Origin of the sequence: Carnobacterium funditum DSM 5970, from assembly GCF_000744185.1 — a bacterium.
GTDB lineage: Bacteria > Bacillota > Bacilli > Lactobacillales > Carnobacteriaceae > Carnobacterium_A > Carnobacterium_A funditum.
This window is the reverse complement of record NZ_JQLL01000001.1, coordinates 1,326,691-1,348,328: the sequence shown is the minus strand read 5'-3', so window position 1 is coordinate 1,348,328 and position 21,638 is coordinate 1,326,691. Positions and strand designations below refer to the sequence as shown.

The 21,638-nt window shown below is 33.7% G+C and carries 21 protein-coding genes and 1 riboswitch; of the genes, 14 read left to right on the top strand and 7 right to left on the bottom strand.

Annotated elements, in window-relative coordinates; translation table 11 throughout:
* Positions 1-230 precede the first annotated feature (230 nt).
* Positions 231-1,442 carry an amidohydrolase gene (locus BR44_RS06210; RefSeq protein ID WP_034551307.1) on the top strand — a complete coding sequence of 404 codons (1,212 nt, stop codon included), beginning with the start codon at positions 231-233 and terminating at the stop codon, positions 1,440-1,442.
* A 127-nt stretch (positions 1,443-1,569) separates the two neighbouring features.
* On the opposite strand, the gene BR44_RS06205 is transcribed toward BR44_RS06210, so the two are convergent.
* Both BR44_RS06205 and BR44_RS06200 read right to left on the bottom strand, forming a co-directional pair.
* The gene (locus tag BR44_RS06205) at positions 1,570-2,106 is read right to left on the bottom strand and encodes a biotin transporter BioY (protein WP_245592930.1); all 537 of its coding nucleotides are present in this window, start codon (positions 2,104-2,106) and stop codon (positions 1,570-1,572) included.
* 4 nt (positions 2,107-2,110) lie between these two features.
* Complete coding sequence (locus BR44_RS06200; protein WP_034551305.1) at positions 2,111-3,106, bottom strand: biotin--[acetyl-CoA-carboxylase] ligase; 996 nt, start codon at positions 3,104-3,106, stop codon at positions 2,111-2,113.
* 180 nt (positions 3,107-3,286) lie between these two features.
* On the opposite strand from BR44_RS06200, the gene BR44_RS06195 reads away from it, so the two are divergent.
* The 5 genes from BR44_RS06195 (at position 3,287) to BR44_RS11125 (ending at position 7,418) form a co-directional block, all read left to right on the top strand.
* Positions 3,287-3,802 (top strand): methylated-DNA--[protein]-cysteine S-methyltransferase, encoded by a 516-nt coding sequence (locus BR44_RS06195; RefSeq protein ID WP_034551304.1) that lies wholly within the window; start codon positions 3,287-3,289, stop codon positions 3,800-3,802.
* 171 nt (positions 3,803-3,973) lie between these two features.
* Positions 3,974-4,933, top strand: coding sequence for a metal ABC transporter substrate-binding protein (locus BR44_RS06190; RefSeq protein ID WP_034551302.1), 960 nt, complete (start codon positions 3,974-3,976; stop codon positions 4,931-4,933).
* A 217-nt stretch (positions 4,934-5,150) separates the two neighbouring features.
* Positions 5,151-6,503 carry a hypothetical protein gene (locus BR44_RS06185; protein ID WP_156954908.1) on the top strand — a complete coding sequence of 451 codons (1,353 nt, stop codon included), beginning with the start codon at positions 5,151-5,153 and terminating at the stop codon, positions 6,501-6,503.
* A 158-nt stretch (positions 6,504-6,661) separates the two neighbouring features.
* Complete coding sequence (locus tag BR44_RS12175) at positions 6,662-6,772, top strand: LacI family DNA-binding transcriptional regulator (protein WP_084676106.1); 111 nt, start codon at positions 6,662-6,664, stop codon at positions 6,770-6,772.
* A 49-nt stretch (positions 6,773-6,821) separates the two neighbouring features.
* Positions 6,822-7,418, top strand: a complete 597-nt coding sequence (locus tag BR44_RS11125) for a type 1 periplasmic-binding domain-containing protein (protein ID WP_342668081.1) — start codon at positions 6,822-6,824, stop codon at positions 7,416-7,418.
* Positions 7,419-7,631: 213 nt separating this feature from the next.
* Here BR44_RS11125 and BR44_RS06175 read toward each other — a convergent pair whose 3' ends face one another.
* Positions 7,632-8,507, bottom strand: a complete 876-nt coding sequence (locus tag BR44_RS06175; protein WP_034551299.1) for an SDR family oxidoreductase — start codon at positions 8,505-8,507, stop codon at positions 7,632-7,634.
* 224 nt (positions 8,508-8,731) lie between these two features.
* Positions 8,732-8,914, top strand: a riboswitch (Lysine riboswitch).
* Positions 8,915-9,023: 109 nt separating this feature from the next.
* On the opposite strand from BR44_RS06175, the gene BR44_RS06170 reads away from it, so the two are divergent.
* Both BR44_RS06170 and BR44_RS06165 read left to right on the top strand, forming a co-directional pair.
* Positions 9,024-10,742: a Na+/H+ antiporter NhaC family protein gene (locus BR44_RS06170; protein WP_034551297.1), complete on the top strand. Its 1,719-nt coding sequence runs from the start codon at positions 9,024-9,026 to the stop codon at positions 10,740-10,742.
* A 238-nt stretch (positions 10,743-10,980) separates the two neighbouring features.
* Complete coding sequence (locus BR44_RS06165; RefSeq protein ID WP_051912577.1) at positions 10,981-11,175, top strand: pyridoxamine 5'-phosphate oxidase family protein; 195 nt, start codon at positions 10,981-10,983, stop codon at positions 11,173-11,175.
* A gap of 246 nt (positions 11,176-11,421) precedes the next feature.
* Here the strand turns inward: BR44_RS06165 and glmS are convergent, their stop codons facing one another.
* Complete coding sequence (gene glmS / locus BR44_RS06160; RefSeq protein ID WP_034551295.1) at positions 11,422-13,230, bottom strand: glutamine--fructose-6-phosphate transaminase (isomerizing); 1,809 nt, start codon at positions 13,228-13,230, stop codon at positions 11,422-11,424.
* A gap of 412 nt (positions 13,231-13,642) precedes the next feature.
* On the opposite strand from glmS, the gene BR44_RS06155 reads away from it, so the two are divergent.
* Positions 13,643-14,563, top strand: coding sequence for a 1-phosphofructokinase family hexose kinase (locus BR44_RS06155; RefSeq protein WP_034551293.1), 921 nt, complete (start codon positions 13,643-13,645; stop codon positions 14,561-14,563).
* Positions 14,564-14,740: 177 nt separating this feature from the next.
* The gene (locus tag BR44_RS06150) at positions 14,741-16,015 is read left to right on the top strand and encodes a Y-family DNA polymerase (protein ID WP_084676105.1); all 1,275 of its coding nucleotides are present in this window, start codon (positions 14,741-14,743) and stop codon (positions 16,013-16,015) included.
* Between the two features lie 11 nt (positions 16,016-16,026).
* On the opposite strand, the gene BR44_RS06145 is transcribed toward BR44_RS06150, so the two are convergent.
* Positions 16,027-16,386: a hypothetical protein gene (locus BR44_RS06145; protein ID WP_034551291.1), complete on the bottom strand. Its 360-nt coding sequence runs from the start codon at positions 16,384-16,386 to the stop codon at positions 16,027-16,029.
* Positions 16,387-16,549: 163 nt separating this feature from the next.
* Between BR44_RS06145 and BR44_RS06140 the strand changes: the two genes are divergently transcribed.
* Positions 16,550-17,086 (top strand): dihydrofolate reductase family protein, encoded by a 537-nt coding sequence (locus BR44_RS06140; protein WP_034551289.1) that lies wholly within the window; start codon positions 16,550-16,552, stop codon positions 17,084-17,086.
* 84 nt (positions 17,087-17,170) lie between these two features.
* On the opposite strand, the gene BR44_RS06135 is transcribed toward BR44_RS06140, so the two are convergent.
* Together BR44_RS06135 and BR44_RS06130 are read right to left on the bottom strand one after the other, a co-directional pair.
* Positions 17,171-17,857, bottom strand: coding sequence for a YjjG family noncanonical pyrimidine nucleotidase (locus BR44_RS06135; protein ID WP_034551288.1), 687 nt, complete (start codon positions 17,855-17,857; stop codon positions 17,171-17,173).
* A 23-nt stretch (positions 17,858-17,880) separates the two neighbouring features.
* The gene (locus BR44_RS06130) at positions 17,881-19,071 is read right to left on the bottom strand and encodes an MFS transporter (RefSeq protein WP_034551287.1); all 1,191 of its coding nucleotides are present in this window, start codon (positions 19,069-19,071) and stop codon (positions 17,881-17,883) included.
* 292 nt (positions 19,072-19,363) lie between these two features.
* Here BR44_RS06130 and BR44_RS06125 point away from each other — a divergent pair, with 292 nt between their 5' ends.
* From BR44_RS06125 to BR44_RS06115, 3 genes are all read left to right on the top strand, one after another.
* Entirely contained in the window at positions 19,364-20,092 is a 729-nt protein-coding gene (locus BR44_RS06125) for a DUF975 family protein (RefSeq protein WP_034553034.1), read from the top strand.
* Between the two features lie 679 nt (positions 20,093-20,771).
* Positions 20,772-20,969 (top strand): helix-turn-helix transcriptional regulator, encoded by a 198-nt coding sequence (locus tag BR44_RS06120; protein WP_034551284.1) that lies wholly within the window; start codon positions 20,772-20,774, stop codon positions 20,967-20,969.
* Positions 20,970-20,975: 6 nt separating this feature from the next.
* On the top strand, positions 20,976-21,392 hold the full coding sequence (locus BR44_RS06115) for a DUF1761 domain-containing protein (RefSeq protein ID WP_034551283.1): 417 nt from the start codon (positions 20,976-20,978) through the stop codon (positions 21,390-21,392).
* Positions 21,393-21,638 lie beyond the last annotated feature (246 nt).

The following is a 21,638-nucleotide window of genomic DNA, read 5'->3' as shown; positions in this document are numbered from 1 at the left end:
GAAGATACCCACTTTTTCTAAAAGAAGAAGTGAGTATCTTTTTCTTTTTTCAATTAAATAAGCAAATAAAAAGTAGCTTCTTAGTTTAAATGCAAATAGATGGACATGTTTTCTTTTTGTGGTGTATGGTGATAGTGTATTAAAAAATCCTTAGGCCTTTAAATAAAGATCCAATAAGATAACTAGCCACTTATTTCAAAAAACAGAAAATAAAAAAGGAGACGACAGATATGGTTTGGATTAAGAATGTTTATTTAGAGACAGGCTATGAAGAAGTTAGTCCGAAAAAATTTATAACCACTACAGCTGAGTTTGCTTTAGAAGTAGAAAATGGGGAAATTAAGACGATTTCCCAAAAAAAGCAAGAGAATAATAGAGATACAATTGATGCTAAAGGGTACTTAGCTTTACCCTCTCTGCAAGACAACCATATTCATTTGGATAAAGGATATTTTGGCGGAGAATGGCAGGCTGTTGTACCAGCTTCGGGAGTAGTGGAGCGGATTCAAGAAGAGAAAGGATTTTTAAAAGATTTTCTTCCTGAAACACCAAAAAAAGCACAAGCGTTGATTGATTTAATTTGCGACAAAGGAGCTACTTTTTTAAGAGTTCAAACAAATGTGGATTCTGTTATAGGCTTAGATAATATGGCTTGTATAAAAAAGGTTTTAGAAGAGAATAAACACCGTTTAGATTATGAAATGGTTGTTTTTCCACAACACGGTACGTTAATAACAGAAGAACAAGGCTTATTAAGAAGCGCTTTAGCTAGTGATGATAAATTTATATTAGGAGGCTTGGACCCGGCAACGATTGATGGAGACATAGAGAAATCGTTGCATACGACTTTTACATTAGCCAGTCATTATTATAGGGAAATTGATTATCATCTGCATGATCGAGGGACATTAGGATTATTTGAAATTAAGCGAATCATTGACTACACAAAAAAATATCAATTAGAAGGAAAAGTTCAGATTAGTCATGCGCTTGCTTTAGCTGACGGAGATGAACAAACGATTCAAATGATTGCAAAACGTTTAGCCGAAGCTGAGATAGGGATTAATACGACAATCCCGATTGATACAACTGTTTTACCTATTTTATTACTCCAAGAAAACGGTGTAAAAGTGCGAGTAGTGAATGACAATATTAATGACCATTGGAGTCCATTTGGTTCTGGTGATTTAATTGAAAGAGCAAGCCGCGCTGCGGAAGTCTTTTCGATGAAAGATGAAAGGTCATTAGCGCAAGCTTATTCTTTAGTTTCAAATGGGCGAACTCCTTTAAATAAAAAAGGCCAGCAACAATGGCCAAAAATAGGGGATCAAGCTGACTTTTTATTTACAAAAGCAGCGAGTTCTGCGCACTTAATTGCACGTATTTGTCCAGAAAGAGTAGTTATGTTTAAAGGAAAGCTTGTTTCAGGAAAGTTTGACTAAAGAGTAGACAAACTAGAGAAGAGTTAAAAAATCCTGTCTAATTTTTCAATACTATTAGAGTAATGATTGATTAAACAGGATAATTTAATTTGAAAGATCTGATAATTAAAAATAAAAAATAGATGGTTTAGTTAATATGTGATTGAGCACGAGCTACCTTTCCTTGTAAGCGTAGACCAATAACAACGGCTGTTATTGCCTTGAAAAGATCGCCTGGAATGAAGATAAATAATCCCATTTGTAAAATCTGAACGATAGAGAAAGTCCCTCCTAGGTAACTGTTTAAAATAATTGCCATATATGGTAATCCGACTGAATAGATAACAATAGAACCGATAAGCACGGCTAACGATGCAATTTTAGCAGTAAAACCATATTTTTCTAAAATAAATGCGATGACGTAGGCTCCAACTGTAAATCCAAAAACAAAACCAAAACTGGGACTAAGCAATGCTTGGAATCCCCCTATTAATAAAGCTAAAAGAAGATGGATTCCTTGGGATAGTAAGGCATTTCTTTTTGATAAAATTAATCCAGTTAATAAAACAAATAATGTTTGTAGGGTTAACGGAATAGGTCCAAGTGGAATAATAAGAAATCCGCTTAGGAAGGTTAGTGCCGCCATAATACTGCAATAAGTGATGTCTCTTGCGCTTAATTTCATGTTGTTATTCTCCTTTTTGATTGAATGGACGTTGGATGGCTATCTCACCATAAGATAAAGTACGGAGTTGGCCATCTTTCATTTTTACAACTAGTCCACCTTGTTGATCGATATCAATTGGAATGGCGTTAAATTCTTGTTTCCCTTGTTTAAAGTTAATTGTTTTACCAAAGACAAAGCAACGTTCTTTGTAATCATTAAGAAAGTCTCTTTTTCCAATATCTTGATAGATTTGATAAAATTGATTTATTATTTCTGCAATTAAATTATTACGTGTTATTTCAGTATGCTCTTCAGACAATAAGCTCCCTGCAATAGGTTTTAATTCTGTTGGAAAACCAACAATAGGAGTTCTGAAATTTAATCCAATTCCTAAGATGATGGTATCGATTGTTCCATTTTCAAAATTAGTGACAGCTTCAGTTAAAATACCGGAAATTTTATAGTCGTCTAAGTAGATATCATTTACCCATTTAATTTTTGGTTTCTTTGTCGTTATTTTTTCAATGGCCAAACAAACAGCAACTGCAGCAGCCGTTGTGACTAATGTTGCATCCGTAGTTGTTAAATTGGGTTTCAAAATCAAACTCATATAAATTCCTGTTTTGGGTGGCGAGTAAAAGAATCTACCCAGTCGACCCTTGCCTTTTGTTTGCTCTTCGGAAAGAATGATGGCTGGTTCAGCTGGGTGTTCAGCAGCTATTTTTTTGGCTTCTTGATTGGTTGATTCGATTGCTTTAAATACGTAAAAAGGCTGGTTTCTTAAATTGGCTATCAATAAAGGACGAATAGCCTCACTGGATAATAAATCAGATTCTGTAGAAAGACGGTAACCTTTATTTGTTGTTGCTTCAATAAGATATCCTTCTTTTCGTAGAGTGGAGATGGCTTTCCAGATAGAAGTACGTGAGACGTTTATACAGTCAGCTAAATCTTGACCAGAAATGGTTTGCCCTTTTTGCTGTTCTAAAATAGTAAGGAGTTGTTTTTTAGTTGTCATGTAATCACCTCTGTGATGAGTGTAAATAATTTCAAGTCTGTTGTCAACTTTTTTTCTATCCAGGGTAACAATTTAAGAGCTGTAGTTGTTATTTGGAAAGTGCGTCAAATAGGAATAATATAATAAGCGTAAATAATAAGGGATAAAAGGTAGGACAATAAAATAAAAGGGAGGAAAACAATGAATAAAGAAGATGAGTTCATTTACTATGGGAGAATACCTAATCCAGATTGGCCTATTTATATTGCTGTGACAGAAAAAGGATTGTGTTTTGTCGGATCTTTAGGAGAAGATGAAAAAGAATTAGTAGATTGGATAAAAAAAATGAAATCTACTGTTATATTTGAAGAAAATTGGAGTAAAGTAGTCAGTTATGCTACTCAGTTAGAAGAATATTTTAAAGGAGAAAGAATAAGTTTTGATATGGCAATAGATGTAAAAGGGACGGTTTTCCAAAAAAAAGTTTGGTCAGGATTGAGTGAAATACCTTACGGAGAGACGATAACTTATGGAGGATTGGCAGAGAAAATCGGATACCCTAGCTCTTTTCGCGCTGTAGGAACGGCTGTTGGGAAAAATCCGTTATTAATTATCGTTCCTTGTCATCGGGTAGTCCATAAAAATGGCCAGATATCGGGCTATCGCGGGCCAATAGCAATGAAAACGAACTTGCTAGCACTAGAGAGATTAAAATAAAGAATAAAGAAAACAAGCCGGATAGTTTACGTGTTTGTTTTTTTAGATTGATAAGTATGAAAAGGCTTGTGTTTTATATGGAAATAAGGTATCCTTTAAAACGAAACAGTTACGATTTAAAAGAGATAGTATTAGGATCTTTACATAAAAAAATAGGAGTTGAAGAATACGATGAAAAAAAACAAACGATTAGTTATACCGGCATTAGGAATAGCATTGTTGCTATTATTAAGTGCTTGTGGAAACACAGATTCTGAAGTAGAAAAAAATAATAATGAAGAAAAAACAAAATTAAAAGTTGTGACAACTTTTTATCCAATCTATGATTTCACAAAAAATATTGTACAAGATAATGCAGAAGTTTCGATGTTACTTCCAGCGGGGACAGAGTCGCATGGTTTTGAACCGAGCGCAAAAGTGGTTGCTGCTATTCAAGATGCGGATGTTTTTATTTACAACAGTAAAGAGATGGAAACTTGGGTACCTAGCACACTTGAAGCAATTGATACAAATAAAGTAACCGTCATAAACGCAAGCAAAGGAATTGAATTTATAAATAGCACAGAAACTAAAGAGGATGATGAGCATGCTGAAGAAGAATTCGAACAAGTTATAGATCCTCATGTATGGTTGAATCCAGTTTTAGCGCAAGTTGAAGTAGAAAATATCCAATTAGGATTGGCAAAAGCAGATGAAGAAAATGCTATTGTTTACAAAGAGAATGCTTCAGAGTATAGTCAGAAATTAATGAATTTGGATCAAGAATTTAAAACAGCTTTTGAAAATGCTGAAAATAGAACATTTGTTACACAGCATGCTGCTTTTGCCTATTTGGCTAATCAGTATAATTTAACTCAAGTTTCAATATCTGGTCTGTCATCTGAAACAGAGCCGAGTCCAGCAAAATTAGCTGAAATATCAGAATATGCGAAAAAAAATAATGTTCGCTACATTTATTTTGAAAATAATACTTCTTCAAAAATAGCAGAAACGTTAGCAACAGAAGCTAATATAGAATTAGCCATTTTAGATCCAATTGAAGGTGTCTCGCAAAAAGAACAAGATGCTGGAACGGATTATATTCAAGTAATGAAAAATAATCTTGAATCATTGAAAAAAAGTATCCGATAATAGAATTAAAGCTTAACTGTTTACGTTAACTACACCTATTTTTTGTTTGGATTGTAGTTAAAGTGAACAGTTTTTTGTGTTAAACTGGTAAATGCCATAAGTAATGACCTTTTTTAATAAAGTAAGTTTGATACTAAAAATAAAACTAGTCAAGAATAGTAAATCTCCTAATTTTTTATTCTATTGGTAAAAGAGAAAGGGTAAGAGCATGAAAAAAATGAATACATATTACTGGTTGGTTAGTATAGTGTGTACAATTCTGTTTGTTAGACCAGTTCCAGTTGTTTATGCAGAAGAAAGCAATAGGATAAATGAAGTTAACGAAAAAAATGAATTAGTCCAAAATGAAAGTGCTTATATTGCGGATATCCATGAAAACACCTTAATTTATAACGGTAAATTAGCTCCTAAATTAACGTTATCGCTAAGCATCAGAGGTCAAGAAGAGAAAACAGTAGACATTCCGGTAGCTTCTAGTGGAAACTTTATTATAGATTTCAGTCAATACACGATTAAAGTTGGAGATAAACTAATTTTTAATGTTACTGGAAATGGAAAAGAAAGCTTCAAAGAACAGATTGAAAAAGTAGTTTTAGAGAAAAGTCCTGGTGCAGAAATCATACTTTCTACGGAAGATACTCCGCAAGAAAAAGAATTTGAAACAGTAACAACGCTATCCGATATCTATACGCATACAAAGGAAGTCAGCGGTAAAACAGCTTTAGATACAGCAGTTTATCTAGTTAGTGAAGGACAGATGACAAAGCCCATTTATTCAGATTCTATAACTGGAGCATTTAACTGGGTATTTGATAAAAATCAAACAGAACGACAAGTAGGTGAGAGCCTTCAATTTGTTTTCGTATCTAACGGAATGATGACTGTGCTCGAAAGAACGGTTTTAAAGCCTACTAAGGAATGGGAAATGAGAATAGCTGAAATAAGAAAGGCAACAATCTTACCAAACGTTTATCAAGAAATGAAGAGTTATTTGGGTAAAACAATACCAAATTCTAAAATAAAAGGGACTTACTTAAATCAGATATTGTTTGAAGTTGTTTCGGATAAAGAAGGGAATTTTACATTTGATGATCAAGCACTATCCGATATTCCTATAGGGAAGGTATTTTTTTTGACGATAACGGATAGCGAGGGTGTCTATCTGTCTATTGAAAAAAATATTTATCCCAAGAAAGAATTAGTAGAAAAAGTAGAGCAAAAACCTGAACCAGATAGTGAAACAGAGGAAGACAATCACGATCAAGTAAGTTCTGAAAATAATACACCCAAACCTTTTATAAAAGAAGACAAAGACAAAATTGTTTCGGTCTTGCCGATCCAACCTGAAGAGTCCTCTTCCCAAGGTTCGACAGAAGATTCAACTAATGTCATCATAGAATCTGAAGTATCAGAAACAAAGGCCTCGCTGGGTGGTTCTCTAGAAACAGAGACAGATAAGGCAGATGAAACAAGTGAAAAAGAAGAGGTTGAAGGTAGTGATTTTGTTATTTTAGCTACAATTGTGTTGATAGGAACACTTACAATGTCAGGTTTATTGTATAAGTACTAATGTTGAATGGTAATACATACTAAGAGTAGCAGCATAGATTCCATCGTCGTGGTCTCTATACTGCTACCCTTAGTATATTTTTTTATATTTTGTATTTATTTGAAAGGGAAGGCTATAATTGCTTGAAATGAGTACTATCGAAAAAAGGAGCTAAAAGTGTGGCCAATATTAAAGAAGTAGCAAGATTATCGAACTGCTCAGTAACAACCGTATCAAGAGTGTTAAATAATCAGCCACATGTATCAGAAGAAAAAAACAACGGATGTTAGCTGTTATTAAGCAGTTAGATGATACACCAAATAGCCAAGCAAAAGACCTATTTCTAGGGGCATCAAAAATAGAGGTGTTGTAATCCCTAATGTTAATCATTCTTATTTTGAAAAAATGATTAGCGGAGTCATTGAGTCGGCATTTGAAATAGAATATGCAGTAACACTGTTACCTACTAACTATGAACCAGAAATAGAAAAAAGTTATTTTGAGCAAGTAAAAACTAAGCGACTAGATGCTTTAATAGTGGCATCTAAAAGCAATTCGCTAGCGGAAATTGAAAAATACACTAAATATGGCCCAATTATTTGTTGTGAAGACACACAAAATTATGCGATTCCAAGTATTTACGTCGCTCGTCAAAAGGCCTACACTGAAATAGTTAATTTTCTGAAAGATGCTGACTATAAATGTGTTGGAGTAACAATCAACCGTAGTGAGGAAATCAGTGCAAGTTCGAAAATCAATATTGAAAGTTATGAACAAGTTTTTGAAAGTCCAATTGAAGGAAATATCGTACGCAATTGTTCAACAATGAAAGATGGGAAAAAAGCAGCTAGTTATTTCTTTAAAGAGGACCATGAATTTGAAGCTATCGTAACTAATGGAGATCATGTGGCAAGCGGAATCTATAGAATAGGTTAAAGATTATCATTTAAAACAACCTTTATTAATTGGTCAAGAAAATCTTGCAATTAGTGGGTTTTATCTTTCACAACAGTTGATTTTCATTTGAAAGAAATAGGAAGTGTAGCATTTCAGTTAGCAGTGAGTGGAAAAATGGAGAAAAAAGGTTTCCCCTATTCTATTATTAAGAGAATAGCAGACTAAATCAACTAATCCAAATAAAACCCTCTCTTATTTTGAAGAACGGAATTTATGGATGATTTCAGTTAAAGATTCTTGTAATGTTATAGCTGGTCGGTTAAGCAATGAAGATAAATCAGAACTTTCAATAGTTAAATCGCCTTGTCTGATGGCTTGTTGAACTTCAACATAGAAATCAAGATACCCTTCCGGGAAACCTTGTTCAATTAAAAATTGTCGATATTCTTGGTCATTTACTTGTAAAAGAGGAACTTCCTTATCTAAAAGACTGGATAAAGCTATTGCCATGTCTTCATAAGTGGAAGGGATTCCGGATAATTCATAAATAGTGTTTTTATGATCCTCTGTGCTTAAAACAGCTGCAGCAGCTTCAGCATAGTCTATTCGAGGAACCCAACCTACCTGCCCGTCTCCTGCTGATGTTACTAAGGGAGCACCGTCTAGTATTGCTTTCAAAGTATCTATCTCATTCTCAATGTACCAATTATTACGTAAAAAAGAATAAGGGATGCCTGTTTCATGGATCATTTTTTCTGTGATACGATGAACCTCAGCGATAGGTAAGTGACTGGTTTGAGGCTTGCTACAACTTGTATAAGCAATGAAATGGACTCCAGCTGCTTTAGCTGAAAACACAGCATTTTTGTGATGTGTGATACGGGTGTTATTATCTCCTTGAGAGGAAATTAAGAGTAAACGGTCTACACCAGTAAAAGCACGTTCTAAAGACTCGATATCTTCATAGTCAGCTTGACGAACATCAACGCCTTTTACTGCAAAATCTTGAGCTTTTTTTGGATCACGAACGGCAACTGCTATACTTTCTGCAGGGACACCTTTTCTTAACAAGGCCTCAACAACTTTTGTTCCTAATAAACCTGTGGCTCCTGTAACTAAGATAGTCATATTAGATCCTCCTTAATTTATAGTTGTCATAAAAAGAGAACGGTTTCTTTTAACTTAGTGTACTCTTGAATAAAAAGTTAGGCAAATAAAACAAGTGTCTCAAGTTATAAAAACGTTATAACAAAATTGAAAAGAGGCAAATGAAAAATAAAAAGTTGAGATAATAGATGAATTTTCATGTTAAATAGTATAGAATAAGATAAGTAGATAATAACGTAATTAAATAGACAGATAGAGGTGCGGTTTTTAAGAGTATGATTACCCAAAAAAGGCAAAGGGTAATCAAAAAGGGGAAATCGCCGAAGTGACTAGTGGGGCCAAACTATTAGTTGCTGGTTTTGAATAAAATATATTCAAGACTGTCATGAAAATCAATTATTCGATTCTTGTGGAGGACTATCAACAAAAAGGTTCTCGCTTTGTAGTTAAATACAATAAAGGAGACACCTTGAGTTGGATAGACTCGTGGTGTTTTTTTGCGTTTTTTTGTTTTAACTTATAGAGAGGAAGTTGATAATGAAGAAGAAGGTCGGTTTAATAGCGGCGATAGTGCTATTTGTAATATTAGCTGCCAATGCAAATTTTGGTGGAGGAAGTGGGACGGAAGTCAATTATGGCTTATTTACATTGGTTCCACCAGTAGTTGCGATATTGTTGGCATTTATAACTAAAGATGTTATTATTTCTCTTTTTATAGGCGTTTTCTCAGGGGCTTTTGTGCTTCATTTAGCAGACAGTAATTTTATAGTCGCTTTTGTTCAAGCTTTTTTAAGCGTAGTGGATTACGCGCTAACCTCTTTGTCCGATCCTTGGAATGCTGGAATTATTTTGCAAGTGCTAACAATCGGTGGACTTATTGCACTAATGACCAAGATAGGAGGAGCCAAAGCTGTAGCTGCTGCCTTATCAAGCAAAGCTAAAGGACCTAGGAGTGCCCAAGTTATCACCTGGATTCTAGGGGTATTAATGTTTTTTGATGATTACGCCAATTCTTTAATTGTAGGACCGGTTATGCGGCCTGTCACAGATGAGAAACATATTTCGCGAGAGAAATTAGCTTTTGTTGTGGATGCTACAGCTGCACCGATTGCAGGAGTCGCGTTGATTTCTACCTGGGTAGGTTATGAAGTTGGTTTGATAAAAGATGGATACGATGCTATCGGGCAATCAGTAAATGCCTATGGTATTTTTATACAAACGTTGCCTTATCGATTTTATAATTTCTTGATGCTAGCTTTTGTTCTAGCAACAGCTGTGCTATTAAGAGAATTTGGTCCAATGTTAAAAGCTGAAAAGAAAGCACGGAAAAAAATAGATAAAAATTTTGATGACTTCGCTTTAGAAACGTCAACAGAACTAGAAGATATGGAACCGGCCGAAGGAGTTAAGTTATCGATTTGGAATATGATTATTCCAATCAGTACGTTAATTATTTCAGCATTTATTGGTTTCTATGTTAATGGATACAACGCTATTATGGAAAATGGAGAGAGTGCAACGATTGCGATAGTAGAAACGAACCCGCTATCATTTTTAGCCATTCAAGAAGCTTTTGGAGCATCTGATGCAAGTATTGTATTATTTCAAGCAGCACTATTAGCGAGCTTAGTTGCTATGACTATGGGAGTTTCGCAAAAAGTTTTCACATGGTCAGAATCAGTAGCTGTTTGGATTAATGGAATGAAATCATTAATTATTACTGGAGCTATTTTGCTATTAGCGTGGTCACTGAGTACGGTTATAGGTGAATTAGGTACGGCGGAATTTCTAGTCTCTTTATTATCTGATTCGATGCCGGTATTTTTACTGCCAACGATTATTTTTATTCTTGGAGCAGTTACGTCATTTGCGACAGGAACGTCTTATGGAACGATGGGTATTTTGATGCCATTAGCGATTCCTTTAGCCGCAGCATTATCAACGGATCCAGAGTTTGTTATTATGACTTCAGGAGCTGTTTTAACAGGAGCTATTTTTGGAGACCACTGTTCACCAATCTCAGATACAACAATTTTATCTTCCATGGGATCAGGTGTCGATCATTTGGACCATGTTAAAACACAACTGTTGTACGCTTTGACTGTAGGGGCGATTGCTTGTATATTTGGTTTTATTCCTGTTGGTTTAGGCTTATCAGTTTGGATTGCAATGCCTGTAGCTTTGCTTGTAACGGTTGCTGTTGTTTATTTCTTTGGTACACGTGTAGATGAAGTTGCTGAAGAAACAGTTGAGTAAGAGTACAAATGCTAGGAAAATCTCTTTTCCTTCTTAGTAGGAAAAGAGATTTTTTTAGATTAAGATTGAAATAAATCATATTCATTACAAGTGTAATATGATTGCATAATAATGTAGCTAATTAAAAGTGGAGATGTCAAAATGACAGAAGAGAGAGAAAAAGCTCTTAAAATTATATCTGAAAATACTATCAGTATTTTCAGATATAATTGCTGACAGCAAGCTGAAATCATACTATATGCTATTTTCTAATGATGGCTTTAGTTTATGCACATTAACGGATAAGAGAACAGGAAAAGTAAAAGAAATAAAAAAGCATTTTAATGCATTTGTTTTACTGGAGGACGAAGAAGGGCTATTGAATAAAGATTATGTAGAGATAGAAGGAGAATTATCTTTAACAGAAGATCAATCATTGATTGAAGACCTATAAAGCTCCCGTAGGAACCTAGTTTTTGAGGGTAAAGAAGGTCTTAACAGTATTATATTACAATTAAAACCAGCAGCAATAATAGTTAGCGGTACTAAAAACGATAGGGTTATTTCTATTAATCTTAATTAATATTGCAAATTAAAAAAATAAGAACAAAACAGTTTAAACTGTTTTGTTCTTATTTTTATTACTACTTAAATTGGTTCCATAGTGTTTAAAAAAATGGAAGAAGATTTGTTTAATTGCTTATTCTACAGTAACACTTTTTGCTAAATTTCTGGGTTTATCAACATCATTGCCACGATGCAAGCTAGTGTAGTAAGCTAACAATTGAGTAGGAACCACACTGACTAACGGAGTAAGCAACGGATGAACTTCCGGTAAGACAAATTGGTCACTCTCTTGCTCCAAACCTTCCATAGCTATGACTAACGAGTGAGCACCACGAGCATTTACTTCTTGGACATTACCTCTGGTATGTCCTGCAGTGACTTTATCTGTGATAATAGCTATAACAGGAGTATTTTCCTCAATTAGAGCAATTGTTCCATGTTTCAGTTCTCCAGCAGCAAAACCTTCTGTTTGAACGTAAGAAACTTCTTTCAATTTTAATGCAGCTTCCATTACAACATAATAATCTACTCCTCGTCCAATGTAAAAAGCGTTACGACTGGTACGTAGATATTCTGTTGCTAGATGTTCGATGTGTGTTTTTTCAGAAAGGATACTTTCCATTCCTGTGGCGACAATTCCAAGTTCATGAGCCATGTTGCTATCTCCAGCTATTCCATTTTCTCTAGCAATGGCTTCTGATAGCGCTGCCAGGACAGTGATTTGAGCAGTATAAGCTTTTGTTGAAGCGACAGAAATCTCAGGTCCAGCATGAAGCAATAATGTGAAATCAGCTTCTCTAGATAAAGTAGATCCTGCTACATTGGTTAGTGTTAATGAAGGGAAATTCATCGCATTAATTTTAACTAATACTTGTCTGCTATCAGCTGTTTCACCACTTTGTGATAAGAAGATAAAGAATGGTTTTTTCGTTAAAATAGGCATGTTGTGACCAAATTCACTAGATAAATGCACCTCAGTCGGAATATGCGCTAAATTTTCTAATAAATGTTTTCCCGCCCAACCCGCATTGTAGCTAGTTCCGCACGCGATGATATAAACTCGATCACTATCTTTTAAGCTAGTGATAATGTCTTTATCCAATTGAAACTGACCTAAGTCATTTTGATAAGCTTGGATAATTTTTCGAAGAACAGCTGGTTGTTCGTCTATTTCTTTTGCCATGTAATAAGGATAAGTTCCTAAATCTAAATCATTTAAATTTATTTCTGCTGTATAAGGTGCACGATTAATAATAGTTCCATCTTGAGTTTCTATCTTGACTTCATCTCTAGTTAAAGTAACCAGTTCACCATCCATTAATTCAACAAATTGATTTGTTTCTTGAATCATCGCCATAGCATCACTACAAACAGCATTAAAACTTTCGCCTTTACCAACTAATAATGGACTTTTATTTTTAGCTGCATAAATGATGTCGGGCTGGTTAATATCTATTAAAGCTAACGCATAAGAACCTTTTAATTTTGAAATGGTTTTTTTAAAAGCTTCAAAAGTACTAGATTGTTCTTTTTCAGCGAAATAAGCAATGAGTTGAACAATGATTTCAGTATCCGTATCGCTTGACAAAGAAATGTCTGATAAATAAGTCTCTCTAAGTTCTAGGAAATTTTCTATGACACCGTTGTGCACTAGAGTGAACTGATGATTAGCCGCTTGATGTGGATGAGCATTTTTGACGCTTGGACGACCATGAGTTGCCCAACGAGTATGACCAATTCCTACAGTGCAGAATGTATCTGTTTCAATGATTTTTTTTAAATCAGCAATTCTTCCTTTTTCTTTAAACAAATGACCATTTTTATTTTCATCTACGACAAAAATACCGGAAGAGTCATAGCCTCGGTATTCTAACTTTTCTAAACCTTGCAATAAAATACTTTTAGCATCTTGATTGCCTATATACCCTACAATTCCACACATTAACGTATCCTTCTTTCTATTTAGATAATTTTTTGACTAGCAATAAACGAACAGCAATAAAATAACGTAGCTATTCCATCAGAAGATTATTGTGTATCGAAAAAAATCGTTATATTGGTCTATACATAATTTTTTATTTATATTTTTGGTAACAGGATAATAATATGATTAATTAGACGATATGTCAACTATTTGTTTCTTTTTTAAAATATTGGTATATACGTAAAGAAGTGTTCAGATGATGGATGCCTATTTTTCACCAAAGCAACTAAGAGAAGCTGTTGTAAAGGCAGCTTCTCAAATAATCATATAGTAGTGTTTTTCAATAGTGCATCAAAGGTTAATGGATGTAAGCCTTCTCTTTAAGTGATACAATAACTTAAAGAATAATTTAAAAAAAGGGGATGGGAAAATGATTTACACGATAACATTAAACCCAGCTATTGACCGTTTACTATTTCTCGAAGGAACACTAATAAAGGGAAAAAATAATAGGCTTCAAGAAATCATTTATGATTTAGGTGGAAAAGGACACCACGGCTCTTATGCTATGAGTCGATTAGATGTGGAAAATCAAGCTCTCGGTTTTTGTGGAACAACAAATAAAAGGAAATTAGAAAAAATTCTATCAGAAAAAGGAATTAATCATAATCTAGTTGACGTCTATGGTAAAGCTACGAGAGAAAGTTATGTTATTTTAGAGGCGGGAATTAGTGGAAGTATTTTAATCACAGAAAGAGGATTTCAAATAACAAATTATGATATAGAGTTGTTAAATGAGCAGATAGAGAGCAAAGTGAGAACAGGTGACATTGTATTGATTGCGGGTTCTTTACCACCAGGTTATAAACTACAGGATTTAGAGGAATTATTAAATTTATTGAAAAAAACAGGGTGTTTTATTGCTTGTGATTTATCAGGAGAAGCACTAAAAAAAGCAGTGGATATGGAAGTCAATTTTATTAAACCTAACCGTTTTGAAATCCAAGAACTTCTATCTTCAGAGAATACGATGTTAGATAATTTAAAAGAGTTAGCTAAAAAAGTTGAGTATGTTATCGTTTCTCAAGGAAGTGAGGGCAGTATTTGTAGCCACGCGGGAAATTTTTATCAAGTTACAACACCTAAAGTTGTAGCAGTCAATGATACAGGAGCGGGTGATTGTTTTGTTGGTTCCTTTTTATCAGGGTTGTCATTGAATAGACCACTAACGGAGTGTCTGTCCTTTGCCAGTGCTTGTGCAGCCAGTAAAGTTCAGCATAATGACAGTACAACCTTTAGTGTCAAAGAAGCAAAGATATTGCAAAAAAGAGTAACAGTTAAAAAATTATAAGAACTAGCTACTCAATAGTATCAAAACAACAAAATTATCAATAGATAGTCTCCTCTAAAATGAAAAGTGCGTATAATTTTAAACTTATTTAATAAGATTTTCTTTACTAAGCGAACATATGTTTGTATAATCAAAGGGAGAAACAACTTATTTAATTAAGGAGAAGGAGCGGCTAACATGATTCAATTGGATTATTCAAAGGAGCCTTGCCGAGATATTTTGTGTATTGATGTAAAGTCTTTTTTTGCGTCTGTTGAGTCCGTTAAAAGAGGCATTCACCCATTAGAGTCGTATATAGTAGTCATGAGTAAACCAGATCAAGCAGGGGGTCTGGTTTTGGCTGCTTCTCCAAGAGTAAAAGAAGAATATGGGATCAAAACGGGCTCTAGACGGTATGAAATCCCAAAAGATTCCAAAATTCAGATAGTTGAACCAAGAATGAGTTTATATTTAAAAGTAAATTTGATGATAAATGATATCTTTCAAGAATTTATTTCAAGTGAGGACCTGCATATTTATAGTATTGATGAATCATTTTTAGATGTGACCTCATCTCATGCGCTTTTTGGATCAACGAAGGAAATTGCAGTAAAGATTCAACAAGCGATTTGGCAGAGGTTGCACTTAGTAACCGCAATCGGTATAGGAGACAATCCTTTATTGGCTAAACTAGCATTAGATAATGAAGCAAAGGATAGTCCTAACTTTATAGCCGCTTGGCATTATGAGGATGTTACAAAGACAATCTGGCGTATTCATCCGATTACAGAGATGTGGGGGATAGGTAGTCAAACGGCAAAAAACTTGTATAAATTAGGAATCGATTCTGTTTATCAGCTGTCACAATACAATGTTTCTGCTTTGAAGCGAGTTCAAGGGGTAATTGGGGAACAACTTTTTTATCATGCGCACGGTATCGATCGAAGTATTCTATCTGAAAAGTACCAGACGCGCTCTAAATCTTATGGGAAAAGTCAGATTTTGGACCGAGATTACACCGAACAAGCAGAGATTGAAGTAGTTATTAGAGAGATGGCGGAAGAAGTGGCTGCTCGGCTGAGGAGTCATCATGTTGAGGCAGAAGTCATTCATTTGTCAATTGGATTCTCAAAAGAAATTATCGATAAAGGCTTCAGTCATCAATTAAAAATTTTTCCAACAGCTGCTAGTCGAAAAATAAGCGAAACTTGTTTGCATTTATTTAGAACCTACTACCAACAAGAGCCAGTAAGACAAATTTCTATTAGTTGTGGAAAAATTCACGATAAAACGGATTTACAGCTAGATCTATTTGAATCAGCTGAACAAACAATCCAAAAAGAAAAAATTGATCAAGTCATTGACCAAGTTCGGCATAAATACGGATACACCTCGTTAGTCCATGCTAGTAGCTTAACTTCTGGTGCAACGGCTATCAAAAGAAGTGGATTGGTTGGCGGTCATAAAGGTTAAGAATAAGAGCTCTACCACTTTTTTGATTTGCCTATTTCTGCATGTCGAATTAAGGTACTGTCGATAGTGAGGAGTTCAGAATGAGTTTGAAGATAAGTTTTATTTTCTTCCTGACCAACTATGATACCAATAAGATCATTTTCATAGAGACCATTTAAAAGAAACTCCATCTGGAGAATAATTTGTTTTTTTGTCAAGAAAGCTTGATAAAGATGTTCGGAAATAGCTTCTTGAGTTTGTTTTTCTTTTGGTAAGTTAAGTTTAGTTTTGTTGTGATTCCATTGCTGCATCATTTCAGTATGATCAGATAAAACAAAACCTTGCCATTTTGCCATCTTACGATCGTTGTAGTCATTTCCAATAGATTTCATTTTTTCTCCTCCTTTAGTTTCATCTCTCATTATACGAACAAACGTTCCTTTTGTATAGAGAGAATAAAAAAAAGTTTATCCACAAACTTATCCACAGGTTGAATAAGTTTATTCTATGGCATTACCGTATAGATAAATTAAATCGTTATTAAGGGGATGAAAAATGAGAAAAGTTATATTAAATTTAGCTATTAGCTTAGATGGAAGAATTGTAGACGAAAAGAATCAATTTGATTGGATACACGGTGATGGAGACAAATCGAATAATACAGATAATCAGTTTAGTTTTTCGGTATTTTTAAATGCTTGTGACACATTGATACTCGGAAAAACAGCTTATAATGATTTGCCATCAGGGAGTATCGAGTTATTTGCAGGTAAAAGGATAGTTGTTTTAACTCATTCAACAGATAAGCCCAAAACAGAAAATATTGAATTTTTTAATGGTGATTTAGCTACATTGGTTAAAGACTTAAAGCTTATTGCAGGAAAAGACATTTGGGTATTTGGCGGAGCGAGTGTTTGTAATAGTTTAATTAAAGAAGATTTGATTGATGAATACATTATTGGAATGATTCCTGTGATTGTAGGGAATGGTACGAGGTTATTTGCTGATGGGAATCCTCTTTTGGAATTGCATTTAGAACAATACACTGTTGATGAAGGAATTGTCATAATAATCTACTCTCGAAAAAAATAGTGAGTAGTTGAAATAAGATTGTGTAAAGCAAAAAGCTCTTACTTAAAATACCAGTTAAAAGGTATCTTTAGGTAAAAGCTTTTTTTATTTTACGATATCATGTAATTCATCAAGTTTAGTAATTTGGTAAGTAGGTTGAATTAGGGGATTAGATGGTTTTAAGTTTGGGTTAAACCAACAAGTATCTATGCCAGCCGTTTGACCTCCAAGGATATCGGAACTTAAAGAATCACCAATCATTAATGCTTGCTCGATTGAAAAATTTGGAATACGCTCAAAAACATAATCGAAATAATGTTTCATTGGTTTTTGATAACCTGTATCTTCAGACACAAAGATATCATTAAACAACGGCAATAGTTTTGCAGCTCCCATCCTTTGGTATTGTGTTTTTGATACCCCGTTAGTAACGGCATAAATGGAGTGTCTAGAGCTTAGTTCTTTTAATAATTTCAAACTGCCATCAACCAAGTCATATCCGTGATTCAAAAAATGTCGGTAATTTTGTTCAAATAGTATACCATCAATATCTACGTTTAATTCTTTGAATAGTAGTGGGAAACGAGAAGAGAATATGTCATCACGAATGATTTTATTTTGTTCGAAATCTTGCCATAAGCTCTGATTAATTTGATTGTAGTTATTTTCAATTTCAGTAGTCAAGGTAAGCCCTTGCTGTTCAAATAAGAAAGTCAAAGCTGATTTTTCTGTAGCTTTAAAATCCAATATCGTATCATCGATATCAAATAGCAAGAAATGATAGTGTTTCATTATGTTTGATCCTTCCTTCTTAATTAAATATCGGTACGGACAGAAAAAATGAGTAGTACGCTGCCTATGAATGCCGCAATACTCCCAACAACTAGCATAGGTGTTATGCCAGCGGAGTCTAACAACCAACCGGCAATAATACTACCAAAAACACTTCCTAATGTTGCTGCCCCTATAACAAATGTTTGCCCTTTTATTTTATCATAGTTGCTCATTAAATTGTTTACATAATAAGAAATAGCGGGAGTGTAAACGGCAAAAGCCAAGCCTTGAAGCAACTGAGCAATAACTAGCATCCAAAGAGAACTAGAAAATAAAAATACGAAGCTTCGGATGACAAAAAAGATACCAGCAAATAGTAACATTTTACCACTTTTAAATTTCTGTTGTAAATAATCAAATCCTAACATGGCTGGTAATTCACAAATTGTTGCAATAGTTAGAGCTAAACCGAAATCGCTATCATCCCCACCCAAACTCGTGACAATTTGAAAGAGATAAGTATTAACAATAGTATGAAAAAGAAAAAGAAAAGCAATTCCAATTAAAAGAAAGCCAAAGTATTTGTATTTTTTGATGAATGTTAACATAGTCTCTTTGACAAATAAATTTTCGGCCGGATGCACAGATAAGGTTGAAGATAGATCGTTGCTGTCTAGACTAGGAAAACTTAAAATCAAAACTAACAATAAAATGTATAAACCTAAACAAATAATAGGAAGGACAGTAGCATTATAACGACTCAATAATTGTCCTAAAAAGAAAGAAGTTATACCGAAACTAAGAGAACCAACGCCTCTAGTTACCCCATAATTAATAGCCATACCTGCATTGATGTACTCAAATGACAAAGAATTAATTAAGGGTTGTAAAGTTAAAGTTAACGAAACGATCAAAGTATACAATAGAGCATCTAATAAAGCAAAGTTAGATAAAAAGATTAATAGGACTAACAGCAGAATCGCTAAAATAGCAATTGAAGACATGACAAATTTCAATGTTAATTTACTTAAGCGATCAATCAAAGAACCTAATGTTGGTTGGAGAAAAACAGAGAGGATATTTGATGCAGCTAGAATAAAACCGATACCTTGATTATCAAAATTTTTCTCTAGTAAGAAAACTGAAGCAAATCCATACGTAACACAAAAACACATCCAATAAAGTCCTTGAAGACTTGAAAAGCGTAAGTTTAGACTCGGTGATTTAATCAATTGACTGATTCCCTCCAGATTAGAGTAAGAAAAAAAGAAATTTATTTATATAAGAGCGCTAACTATTTTATAGTATACCATATGAAAAGATGAACTTTATTAATAGAATAAAAATAAAGAACACATTGGAATGTTTAAGAAAGCTAATCATTTGATAATTTATTTAAGTAACTAATGAATTTTTTTTACGAAATCAGTAAGAATGAATTCATTTTAAAAAGAGTGTTATATATAGTATAATTAAAATAGGGAGTGTAGTTAAGTAAACAGATAGATGAAAGGACTGATTTTTTTGAGAAGATACAAAAGTAGAGTAGAATTAAAAGCAGAAGCAAAAGAGTTGTTAAGCGGAAGATGGAAAGATGCAATCTTATTAAATGTAGTACCGACATTGTTGTTCATAATCGTAATGGCGATTTCTTTGAGTGTATTAGCCGTTCTCTGGCGAGAAATAGGGCTGAACCCGGTTAGTTATAGCATGGCATCTAACGATGGGGACAATGGTTCTGGAACTACAAGTGCAGGTATTATCTCTACGTTGATTACCGTTGGGATTTCATATACTTTTTTAGATTGGTTGAGGGACCCAGAAATGCGCATTCAATCACTTAAACAAGCTTTTCAAGTATTTACAAAAAAATACTTTTTAGGTACGTTACTTATCTATCTTATGACGTCTATCTTTGTTTTTTTATGGGCATTACTACTGGTTATACCAGGAATTATAAAATCGTTTTCTTATTCTCAAGCTTACTTTATTTTTAAAGATCGAAAATCAGTTTCGGAAGGTGGAAAAGTATCTGCCCTTGATTGCATCACAGAAAGTAAAAAAATGATGGATGGACACAAGTGGGAATACTTTGTATTGCAATTGAGCTTTATCGGTTGGGGAATCTTAAGTATCTTATCTTTAGGAATCGGGTTCTTATGGTTAAACCCATATCTAAATGCAACTACTGCAGCCTTTTATAAAAATTTATCTGAAAATGATAGCTATGATGAATCAATGGAAGTTTTTTAAGTTAAGTAATTAAGAGTGCAGTTCTATGGAATGGTTAGAAATACGTAACTAGAAGATGATGCCTATATTGAATAGGTTCATCTTTTTTAGTTTCTACTGATAAAATAAACTAAAGAATCTGGGAGTGACCAATATGTGCTAAGATAGAACCCACTGGTTGCGTGAACTATTAAATACAACGAGATATATTTAATAGTGAAACAAGGAGAGTTGGTTTTAAAATGATAGTATCTTATAGAAGAAAATAGAGTAAAAAGTGAAACAATAAATGAGAGAAAACTTGAAATTGTTTTGTATAAATATCTTTTTTGGTCAAGTCAGACGAAAAATATCCCTAACTTATCCATTTCGACACGGGTTCTGACAAGTCGATAATAATTCTCTTAAAGGTTGTCTGTTTTTTTGAATACAGAACGGTAACTTAACCAGTATAATCAAATCGTGGTCATCGCAAAGTAAAAAAGAAAGGTTAACAAACTCATTTCTGAGTTTGTACTCTGAAACTCTATTTCTCCACTACTGATAAAAATATCTCTGTAGCAGATACTATGAATGATTCAAGATTGAATAGTTTTAATTTTTGAATTAAGACTCACAAAAAACGTAACATATATAGTGAATGATGACATCTATATGTTACTATATAAGCGTATTAAATAGAAGGAGGTAAATCATATTAGTGGAAAATAGAGTAAAGGTTGCACGCGTTCAGGTTGGCTTAACTCAGCAACAATTAGCTGAAAGAATAGACGTTACTCGCCAAACGATTAGCCTGATTGAAAAAGGAAGATATCATCCATTATTGAAATTGTGTCTTAAAATCTGCTATGCAGTTAATAAAAAACTAGATGAACTATTTTGGAAGGAAGAGGAATGATATAAAATGAAAAAAATTAAAGATGAGCGTTTAATTCTAAAGAATTTAAAAAATGTTAGAATCACATATTTTATTCAAACAATTGGTATCCTCGGAATTTTAGGTTATGACTTAGTCACTAAAGGAATAAATGGAATGACAGAAAATCCATTATGGTTTGTTTTTGTTGTTGGAACTATTGTTTCTACGTATTTATCTATGGGTATTAACGTGGAACACGAAACCAATAATAAAGTTCCAAAGAAAGGACTGATAATTTCAGTTGTTATAAGTGCACTTATTTCTATTATTATTGGTTTTTTATTATCGCTTACGGACGGTTTTGGTCTCCTTGAAGGATTAATTATAGGGGCGATATTTTTTATTTGTTCGCTTATACCAAATTTTTATATTTATTATCTACGAACTAAGCGACAAGATTAGATTATAAATGATTAAAAGGAGGTTAGGACATTACGACCTAGTCTCTATCACATATTCGAATTTTATTCTAGAACGTGTTCCAAAAAGCAAACCCGACGTCGACTTCATGAATAATGCTCAATGGTCTGTAACCATTTTGCGCTTTTTTATGAAGTGATTCGGGTCTAAACGCTTTATGTCCCACTCCCTTTTTTTGTACTACTTTAATAGATATCATTTTTTACAAGATGATTATTTAATGAATGA